Source organism: Clostridium psychrophilum, from assembly GCF_018861705.1.
In the GTDB taxonomy this organism is placed as follows: Bacteria; Bacillota; Clostridia; order Clostridiales; family Clostridiaceae; genus Clostridium_AD; species Clostridium_AD psychrophilum.
On sequence record NZ_JAHLEC010000120.1, the window covers coordinates 1 to 9,583 of the forward strand.

Annotated in this window: 9 protein-coding genes and 1 pseudogene; 9 read left to right on the top strand and 1 reads right to left on the bottom strand. The window is 28.9% G+C overall.

Annotated elements, in window-relative coordinates; all coding sequences use genetic code 11:
* Positions 1-583: 583 nt before the first annotated feature.
* From KPL38_RS16540 to KPL38_RS20400, 9 genes and pseudogenes are all read left to right on the top strand, one after another.
* The gene (locus tag KPL38_RS16540; RefSeq protein ID WP_216290250.1) at positions 584-1,186 is read left to right on the top strand and encodes a recombinase family protein; all 603 of its coding nucleotides are present in this window, start codon (positions 584-586) and stop codon (positions 1,184-1,186) included.
* A 184-nt stretch (positions 1,187-1,370) separates the two neighbouring features.
* Positions 1,371-1,787 carry a MarR family winged helix-turn-helix transcriptional regulator gene (locus tag KPL38_RS16545; protein WP_216290251.1) on the top strand — a complete coding sequence of 139 codons (417 nt, stop codon included), beginning with the start codon at positions 1,371-1,373 and terminating at the stop codon, positions 1,785-1,787.
* Positions 1,787-2,641 carry an SDR family oxidoreductase gene (locus KPL38_RS16550; protein ID WP_216290252.1) on the top strand — a complete coding sequence of 285 codons (855 nt, stop codon included), beginning with the start codon at positions 1,787-1,789 and terminating at the stop codon, positions 2,639-2,641. The genes KPL38_RS16545 and KPL38_RS16550 overlap by 1 nt, the downstream gene beginning before the upstream one ends.
* Positions 2,642-2,694: 53 nt before the next feature.
* Positions 2,695-3,258, top strand: a complete 564-nt coding sequence (locus KPL38_RS16555) for a flavodoxin family protein (RefSeq protein ID WP_216290253.1) — start codon at positions 2,695-2,697, stop codon at positions 3,256-3,258.
* Positions 3,259-3,274: 16 nt separating this feature from the next.
* The gene (locus tag KPL38_RS16560; protein ID WP_216290254.1) at positions 3,275-3,979 is read left to right on the top strand and encodes an FAD-dependent oxidoreductase; all 705 of its coding nucleotides are present in this window, start codon (positions 3,275-3,277) and stop codon (positions 3,977-3,979) included.
* Between the two features lie 115 nt (positions 3,980-4,094).
* A complete protein-coding gene (locus KPL38_RS16565; protein WP_216290255.1) occupies positions 4,095-4,517 on the top strand; it encodes a MarR family winged helix-turn-helix transcriptional regulator in 423 nt (140 codons plus the stop codon).
* A gap of 69 nt (positions 4,518-4,586) precedes the next feature.
* Positions 4,587-5,213, top strand: a complete 627-nt coding sequence (locus tag KPL38_RS16570; protein WP_216290256.1) for a hypothetical protein — start codon at positions 4,587-4,589, stop codon at positions 5,211-5,213.
* Positions 5,204-6,337: an aldo/keto reductase gene (locus KPL38_RS16575; RefSeq protein ID WP_216290257.1), complete on the top strand. Its 1,134-nt coding sequence runs from the start codon at positions 5,204-5,206 to the stop codon at positions 6,335-6,337. The genes KPL38_RS16570 and KPL38_RS16575 overlap by 10 nt, the downstream gene beginning before the upstream one ends.
* 367 nt (positions 6,338-6,704) lie before the next feature.
* Positions 6,705-7,075 (top strand): annotated as a pseudogene (locus KPL38_RS20400) (spore photoproduct lyase family protein).
* Positions 7,076-7,374: 299 nt separating this feature from the next.
* On the opposite strand, the gene KPL38_RS16585 reads toward KPL38_RS20400, so the two are convergent.
* Complete coding sequence (locus tag KPL38_RS16585) at positions 7,375-8,565, bottom strand: macrolide family glycosyltransferase (protein ID WP_216290259.1); 1,191 nt, start codon at positions 8,563-8,565, stop codon at positions 7,375-7,377.
* Between the last annotated feature and the right edge of the window lie 1,018 nt (positions 8,566-9,583).

Below are 9,583 nucleotides of genomic sequence, written 5' to 3' on the forward strand. Positions count from 1 at the left end.
ATTTTTGCAAAACATAGTAATCCTCCTCTACGTACTGATTTTGATATTATTATATCATAATTACTACGTTTGGAAGTAATTACAAGCTTTTTGTGGGATAATCATATTATTGATTATAAATAAAAATATTAACTCTATTTGAAACTTAAATTAATCTATAAAGAGCTGAAAAGCTTATTTTTTTAGGCATACCATATAATAAAGATTATATGGTATAAAACACTATTGCATACTCCATGATTAAATATTAAAATATAGGTACAAACATAATGAATTTGTATAATATAGACTAAACTTCAGTCAAAATGTACTATGATTTATTCCAATAAGGCTAGTAATACCAACAAATAACTTTATTTCAATTTTACTCAAAATATACGTGGGTGTTTTTGCCCAACCCCTCCAAAAAGGGGAATAAGGACTATTTCACAAAGTATACTTACTTTTTGAAATGGTGATATTATTATACTTTTTATATGTCAAAACTTCAACATTTTTATATATGAAACACTTCAAATAGATTGTATACTTATTGAAGTATTATTATGATTTTCATATAAAGTTTAAGAAGGAGCTATATAGGATGAGAAGTTTTTTTTATGCAAGGGTAAGTAGTAAAAACCAATCTTTAGAAAGACAAGTTGCTACAGCTAAAGAACTTGGAATACAGGATGAATATATATTTATAGAAAAAGCCAGTGGTAAAGATTTTAAAAGACCTGAATATCAGTTAATGAAGCGTATTCTTCGAAGTGGTGATATTTTATACATCAAATCGCTTGATAGATTAGGAAGAAATAAGCAAATGCTTTTGGATGAGTGGAAGGAGCTTATAGTAAATAAAGAAATTGATATAATTGTTCTAGATATGCCTTTGCTTAATACAACAAAATATAAGGATATGAAAGGTATAGAAAGTTTAATTGTTGATTTGATACTGCAGCTACTAAGTTATATGGCAGAGGATGAACGTACAAGAATAAAAGAAAGACAAAAAGAAGGCATTAGCATTGCTATAAAAAAAGGAATCAAATTTGGAAGAAAGAAAATACCAATTGATGAAAACTTTAAGGCTGTTTATAGGAAGTGGAAGCAAGGTAATATAACTGCTGTAAAAGCTATGGAGCTTGTTGACATGAAAAATAATACTTTTTATAGAAGAGTTAAAGAATATGAATCACTTTGAGAATATTTAAAAAATTTCTTGGATAATTTGCCTATTCCACCTTTTCGGGGGGATGGGCAAAAACACCCTATAGAAAGTTTTATAATTTGTTGCAAATATGATAGTCATAAACAATTGACAAATATAAATAAAGTTAGTACACTAATCATATGGTTAGTGTACTAATTATATATGGAGGAACCATATGCAGAACTTATCTTACCTTATAATTAAGGCATCAAGACATCTAAAAAACAAACTAGATAAAGCATTAATGGAATTTGATATTACTGCTGCGCAGTTCTCAGTTATTATTCAGATACATTATTCAGACGCTCCAATTACAGCAGCAGAAATATCTAAACTGTTGGGTTCAGATAGGCCAACTATATCAGGGATTATAAATAGGCTACAGAAAAAAGGTATAGTGCTTAAAGTTGCCAACCCAAATGATAAAAGATCATCTTACTTGGAGATATGTAAAGAATATAATAAGTTAGTTGATAAAATGAAAACAGTAAGTGATGAATTAACAATTGATATATTTTCAATTTATTCAAATGAAGAAGCTGAGAAATTTACAGAAATGATTTGTAAATTAAATGAAGGGACTGAAGAATAATGGTTGAAAAAATTTTATTAACAGGAATAACGGGGAATGTAGGAAGTGCAGTAGTTGACTATTTAAAAAGCATAAATAGAGACTTTCTAGCTGGTGTAAGAAACATAAAAAAAAGTATTGAAAAAGATGATTCTATGGAATACATTAATTTTGATTTTGAAGATATAGATACCTATGTAACTGCTTTACATGGTGTTAAAAAGGTGTTTTTAGTAAGACCACCACAACTTACAGATGTTAATGGAATATTTAAACCTTTTATTCAAAAATGCAAAAAAGCTGGTGTGGAGCAAATAGTGTTTTTATCTTTACTAGGAGCTGAGAAAAATCCTTTTCCACCACACCACAAAATTGAAAAAGCTATTTTAGAATCTAAAATTCCTTACACTTTTATAAGACCAAGTTTTTTTATGCAAAATCTATCCACAACACATGCAGAAGATATTAAAGAGCGAGATGACCTTTTCATACCTTCAGGAAAAGCTAAGATTAGTTTTATAGATACAAGAGATATTGGTGAAATAATTGGAAGGACGCTCGCAGAAAAAGGCCATGAAAATAAGGCATATACTATTACAGGTTCAGAGGCTATTACTTATTTTCAAGTTGCAGATAGTATGACAAAAATACTTGGACGTAAGATCACATATTCAAATCCACCTTTGTTTAAATTTAGAAAAGAAATGATTGATAGAGGAATCAAAAAAGAATTTGCAACTGTAATGATGATATTATACCTTACAACAAAATTAGGTATGGCAAACCATGTTACGAATACTGCTGAAGTTTTATTAAAAAGAAAACCTAGAACAATAGAAGTCTTTATAAAAGACCATATTGAAGTTTGGAGGTAAAGATAATTCTTTAATTAAAAATCTGCTTAAGAAAGATAAAGGAGAAAATAAATATGAGTAAACTAATTGCTTTTGTTGGAAGCCCAAGAAAAAATGGTAATATTGACACAGTTGTCAAAGAAGTTATTAGAGGAGCAACTGAAAAACAAATTGATACTAAAATTTATTATCTTAATGATATGACAATAAAGCCTTGCCAAGCTTGCATGTATTGTAGACAGCCAGAGCATGATCATTGTGTAATACAGGATGATCTTAAACAAGTATATGCAGAAATTAAGGAAGCAGACTATTTAATATTGTCATCGCCAGTATACATTCACCAAATGTCAGGACTCCTTAAAAACCTTCTGGATCGGTTTTATCCATTGACAAATGAAAAGCATAAACCACGGTTTGGTATTAAAAAAACAATTTTTATTTATTCTCAAGCAGCACCAATCCCTTTAATATTTAATAGATATTTTAGATATACTGAAAAATCATTAAAAGCTATGGGAATAAAACCTATTAAGAGAATTACTGTACTTGGAGCATTTACTAAAGATTCCATACAAAAGAAAAAAAGAATTTTAAACAAAGCCTATAATGTTGGAAAGAATTTAGCAAACAATTAACTAAATGGAGGGAACTATGAGTTTATTTAGTGATATCAAAGCAGTATTAACGCCAAAAGAAATAATTTTTAAAGAAGTAATTCAAGAGAGTGAAGAAGTTTACACTTTTCTATTTGATACATGTGAACCTTCAAAGTGGAAGGCAGGTCAACATGCTATGTTTGTTATTAAACATACAAAAATTAAAAGGGGTATAAGACCCTTTAGTATAGCATCCAGTCCTTTAGAAAATAAAATCATGATTTCGATGAAAATAGGTAAGCTGCCTAGTGACTATAAGAATGCACTATTAGAAATTAAAAGCAGTATGAAAATGGTAATTAGGGGCCCAATAGGTGGTTTCTATATGGACACTTCTAAACCAACTTGTTTAATAGCAGGAGGTATAGGTATAACGCCATTTAGATCTATAATTAAGGATATAGTCATGCGAGAGAAGGATTTTAAAGGTAAAGTAAATTTGTTATATGTTAATAGAACAGGCAAGTTTTTATATGAAAATGAGCTAAAGACATTTATAAATGATGATCATATACAAATTGACTTTTTCACAGATGATGAAGAGTTGACAAAAGGTATAAAAGAAATTGCTATTAATAATAAGGAAATAAAATATTATTTAGCTGGACCAAAGCTAATGAATGATTCTATAAAGTCCACTTTGTTAGGTCATTCTGTCAATAAGAAAAATATTAGGGTAGATACATTTTTAGGATATTAAATGTATGAAATAAAAGCTTGTGAATATAATTTTAAAATATTAACACTTAAATTGACAATTTCAATTTACTTAGTACAATATAGTTATACAAGCTAACTATATTGAGGTGTAACTTATGAAAGATTGGTTTGACAATTCAGCTAAGACTATTGCTTTATTTTGTAGAATGTATATAAACGTTAAAAGGGATTTGCCAATTAGAAATAGCGAAATGGGTGTTATTATTTTCGTTGACAAGTATGATGGAGATGTTACTCTCAATGCTATCACAGAATTTTTGAAAACATCCAAACCATCTGTTACGGTAAAAATAAGGGCATTGGTAGAAAAGGAATATGTTTATAAAAAATATTCAAAAGTAGATAAAAGGAGCTATACCCTTCACTTGACACCGAAAGCAAAACATTTAGTAGGATTAACAGACAATGATTATTATAAATTGATTGATGCTTTAAGTAACGGAATGGGAGAAGATAATTTTCTACAGTTGATTCATTTAATGGAGTTTGCAAATAATGTATTGAATGAGTATTATTAACGAACGGTGGTAAACGCCGTTTAAAATATTCAATATAGTTAGCCTAGTTAACAAAGGAGAAATAGTAATATGGAAAAAGGAGTTACAAAAAAATTAAACAAAGGTGATGAATTGGTGTTCCGACAAATACTTACAAACAATACATCTCCAGTTGAAATGTATTACTATGAAAGAATGACTGATGTTCAAATTATTACACCACAGGGAGAAACTGTTCTACTAAATTCTCTTGGAATGGTAGGTCAATCGCCAATGGTGTATTTCGCATTTAAACAAGAAGAAAATAATGATATCTATTTTTATGGAAGTATCTTCTCAAAGGAGCCGGTAAATAAAAAAAATATCATAAAAAAAGAATGGGTAATAGAACCTGCTGAGGGTAGGTGTCTTAATTATCCAGGATTATATACCGTTGGATATGAATGGGACTATAAATTTAAGGTACAAGAATCTAAAGGTAAATTAACAGAAGTTAATTTGCATAATATTGTAGAGAAGATAGAGCAAATCACAACAGCTCTAGGTAAATTTGAATGCTATGTGATTAATGCTTATAATAACTCTGGTGAATTAGACTCAATATCATGGTTTTCATCAGAGTTAGGCGTAAATGTAAAAAGATTGAGTTATTCAGATATGAAACCTGGATATGAATTAACAGAATACAGAGTGGGAGGTGTAGAAATATGCATATAAACAACAAATTAACAGCAACAACAATTTCATTACCTTTTTACTACGATAATGGTAAGTTAGTAATGAATGAGCCACTGGCAGAAAGTTTAGTAAAAGACGCATACTCTCAAGGCATTAGAAGCTTCACAACATCACCTCAATATATAGGTGGAACATGTGAACGTTTCTTAGGGAGGGTTTTAGAACCAGTAAGAAAATTTATAAATCTGTCAACTAATTACCCTTATTTTGATAAAACGTTACCAGAAGAAAATGCTTTTGAATTTTGTTTGAGCCGTTCTTTAATGGATTTAAGAACGGAATACTTAGATTGTTTATATTTATATGCGGATAGTGTTGATGAGGGATTGCTGCCACAACAGTTGATGCAAGCAAAAATGGCAAAAGAAGAAGGAAGAGTGCATCACATAGGAATCATTTTCACTCCACTTAATCTTTTTTCTGCAAAGGAAGTTTTAAAAGGCACAAATAATATTATAGATACAGTAATGATCTACTTTATACCCACACTTGAAGCTCAAAAAGAATTGCTGAGCGAACTTAAAAACTCTGGTATAACAATAGTCGGCGGAGGTCTAGTTGATGCAGGAAATAAACAACTCCCGAACAATATATTAAGTAAATCACATGTGATTAAAAATATTACTGCCAGTGAGCTCGCAACCAGGTATTTTATGTCACAATCCGTTTTTGACGAGGTAATCTTTCAATTGGAGAGTAAAGACTTCTTGGATATAGTTTGCGAGGTTTCTAGAAATTCGAAAAAATATGACTATACAGAAATTGAAAAGTATTTCAAGCAAACGGAATTTAACCCAGCAAATCCTCGTGTTATATGTTGTAATTGCGGATATTGTTCTCCATGCCCTAAGGGAATTGAAATAAATAAAATTTTTAATTCTTACGCTTATTATGATCAATATGGTATGTCAAACATTGCACTTGAAGTTTTTAAAGAATATCAAGATAAAGTTGGAGGAAGTATCGAAAAAGCTTGTATAAACTGTGGATTATGCGAGAAAAAGTGTTCACATAGTACTCCCATACGTAAAAACTTAAGAGCCGTTGAGAAATTTATGAATGACTTAAATATAACATCTAAAAACTTTGAAAATTACAATTAGTGTCTTTGTTAAAGGTATAGATCACCTAGATATTGACCTTTTACTACAAATATAATTAAAGGTAGAATGTTTTGAAAAATGCAGTAACTCCAATTAACCAACGTTACCAAATAAAGTTAAAGTAACACAAATACGAAACAAGATATTAATTTAGTTATTCTATTAATAAGGCAAAATCTATATGAAATAAAAGGTTTTCAGCACCTTTTTTGTAAATATTATTTGATAGTAAAATCTTAAGTATTTTTCACGACATTTACTATGGCCATATATTATATATAACAATCTACTAATTTCACGACAGTATAGCGGGTATAGCCGACATATGTCGGCTATACCCAATTTATAACCAATGCTACTATCAGATATGGTCCTTGAAAATACTATTACTGGAAATTCAAGATGGGCAATTGAGGAGTTTGGAAAGCTAGAGAAAGCGACAGCCACTTCTTCAACAAAGTTTAATGCTGTGGACGATTTATTAACGGCGAATCACAATGGTCACACACAAATGCGAATTTCCATTAAACCACAAGAGATTATAGAAAAAGTAGAGTTTGGCACTAGTAGCTAAAAGAGAGAATTATTGCAGTAAATAAGATGTTTGAAGCTGGATATAAAATAGGATTAAATATCACCCCTATAATTTTGGAAAACGTATGGAAAATAGTGTATGACAATATGTTTAAGGAAGTTAAGAGACTTTATCATTTAAGCTTAAAAATCAATTATTTATAGAGGTAATATTTATGACCTATGGGTTACCTAATTATTATATTATTAATACAGAAAGCATGTCAAAAGCAGTAAATTTACTTGATAAGGTTAAGATGTGACCAAAGGGACCAGGAAAGTATACATATCGTAATGAATATAGAAATCCAGCTGAGGAAGTCATTAGAGAATTAATTCAAAAATATTTGCCTGAGGCTACTATAAGTTATATTGTTTAATCATATATATTAGCACAACATATTTGTTACCATTCTGGTCACCCTATAGGGAATAAGTTTTCTATGAATACATACTAAGTATAGCTAAGTATAGTAAGTATTATACTTAGTGCCTATGCTAAAGTTTAGACCAATATATTTTTCTATTTCAGTAGTAGCAGCTTTATAGCCGCCACTGTTTATCATATCTTCGCTCATAATATTCATGTTTTTTTTATACATTGCATTATAAAGAACATCATTTAGTGCTTTTTTTAAAGTTTCAACTGAAACATTATTTTTGTCAATTACTTTTCCTAGTCCTAATTTTTCTAATCTTCTAGCGACAGCAGGCTGATCTGCGAATTGAGGTATAGTAATAACTGGAACTCCATAATAAATTGCTTCATTTACACTATTCATTCCCCCATGAGTAATAAAAACAGTTGTACGTTTAAGAACTTCTAATTGAGGAACAATTTGATAGACTAAAAAGTTATCTGGGATAGTTCCAAGATCCTTTATGTTTACATTTTTACCTATTGACATAATTATTGTCATATCAACATCACGAAAAGCTTCTATACAAATTCTAAAAAAGTTTAATGATTTATTAAATAGAGTGCCTAAAGAAATATAAATTACTTTTTCTTTTACCTTATTTAATGGAATGTTATTTTTTACTGCCCTTTTAATAATAGATGGACCAATAAATTTGTACCTAGTATGCTCAAATTCTTCACTATGAATCTGGAATTTACGTGAAGTAAAAACTATATTTAATTCTGGTACATTTTCCAATACTTCCATAAATATATCATTATTTTTAACTTTTTCTTTGCCAAAAAACAACTGTGTAAATATATTTCTTGCGAATTTATTTTGAATTAATTTAAGTTGAAGCGATGATTTACCAGAGTTTTTAGGATTAATTGTGTTTTTATTAAATGCAAACATTGAAATTAATCGTATTGTTGGTTTTTTTAAAATATCACCTAGATTTTTTCCCATAAAAAACATGAATTCATAAATAATTAAATCATAATTTTTACCAATACGTAAAGCAGCTTCATAAATATTACTCATAGTTAATTTCATACCTTTAAATGACATTGCTTTTTTTTCGTCATAATCATAAAGCATTGTTCTTGCACCAGTAAGTGCTATTTCTTCTCTAAATTCCTCTGAAATTAAATATGTTACTTTATATCCTCTATCAACAAGTTCTTTTGTAATTGCAATTGTTGGATTTACATGTCCATGAAATGGGACATTTATTATTAATATTCTCACCATGTTTTTTCTCCTTTTTATTTTATTACAGTGATACTAATTTGTATAAAAAATTATGACTTAGTACTTAATCAATATAATCAATATAATTAAGTATAATGTTTATTATACTTAAATTTAAGAATAAGTGTTCCATATGATTGGTGATTTATCGATTGTTGAGGCAGTGCTCGCAATACGCAGAATACATACGTTAAGACACTTATTACAAAAAGACTTTTTTTTCAAAACATTGACCTAGAAATACTAAATAGTTTTAACTCATAAAAGAAGTAAAGCGTTTATATATTTAGGTCCCAATAGGTAAGGCACAGGAAGAAATATAGTAAGAATTCAATTAAATTTAACTGCAAATTTAACAAAAAGTTATAGAAAAATGAGTGTATCAAAAAACTATAGTTAAATGATACGCTAAAAAAGAAAGATAATAATCTCTATAAACCCACTCAATTGGTTGAAAAAGTGTATCATGTATTTTAATAGGTTTTATGATACTATTTGTTTATAAAAAAGTTTGATCTAATGCTAATTTAGAATGTGTTATAATATTTAAAGGTGGTGAATTAATTGGAGAATGAAGAATTATTTGAATTTATGGGAAAAATATATTCAGAAATGCAGTAGGGTTTTAAAAGTGTTAATACAAAAATAGGTGGACTTGATAATAGAATTGAAGATCTTGAGGGTTCCGTAAAAAAGCTTGAGGTCGAAGTTAAAAAGAATTCTATAAATATTAAAAGTCTTGAAAAGAAAGTTATTACTATTGCAGAAGTGCAACAAAACCATATAAAACAAAATGAAGATAACCATATTGAAATGGTTGAAATGTTTAATAATAAAATGGATATGACACAAAGTGCAGTTAAAAATTTAAATAGAGTGAAGTAATTATAGCAACCTTTGAGGTTGCTTTTTTATTATATAGGAAACAGCTTGCGGAAACCGCTGTGGATAACATTTTAGATAACATTTTAAATGAAAATTAGGTGGAAAATTCAAGAGAAATATGAGATGATTAAAT

Coding starts and splice junctions, on each gene's coding strand:
- KPL38_RS16575 (WP_216290257.1), top strand. CDS start 5,204: ATGCATATAAACAACAAATTAACAGCAACAACAATTTCATTACCTTTT.
- KPL38_RS16565 (WP_216290255.1), top strand. CDS start 4,095: ATGAAAGATTGGTTTGACAATTCAGCTAAGACTATTGCTTTATTTTGT.
- KPL38_RS16570 (WP_216290256.1), top strand. CDS start 4,587: ATGGAAAAAGGAGTTACAAAAAAATTAAACAAAGGTGATGAATTGGTG.
- KPL38_RS16555 (WP_216290253.1), top strand. CDS start 2,695: ATGAGTAAACTAATTGCTTTTGTTGGAAGCCCAAGAAAAAATGGTAAT.
- KPL38_RS16560 (WP_216290254.1), top strand. CDS start 3,275: ATGAGTTTATTTAGTGATATCAAAGCAGTATTAACGCCAAAAGAAATA.
- KPL38_RS16550 (WP_216290252.1), top strand. CDS start 1,787: ATGGTTGAAAAAATTTTATTAACAGGAATAACGGGGAATGTAGGAAGT.
- KPL38_RS16540 (WP_216290250.1), top strand. CDS start 584: ATGAGAAGTTTTTTTTATGCAAGGGTAAGTAGTAAAAACCAATCTTTA.
- KPL38_RS16585 (WP_216290259.1), bottom strand. CDS start 8,565: ATGGTGAGAATATTAATAATAAATGTCCCATTTCATGGACATGTAAAT.
- KPL38_RS16545 (WP_216290251.1), top strand. CDS start 1,371: ATGCAGAACTTATCTTACCTTATAATTAAGGCATCAAGACATCTAAAA.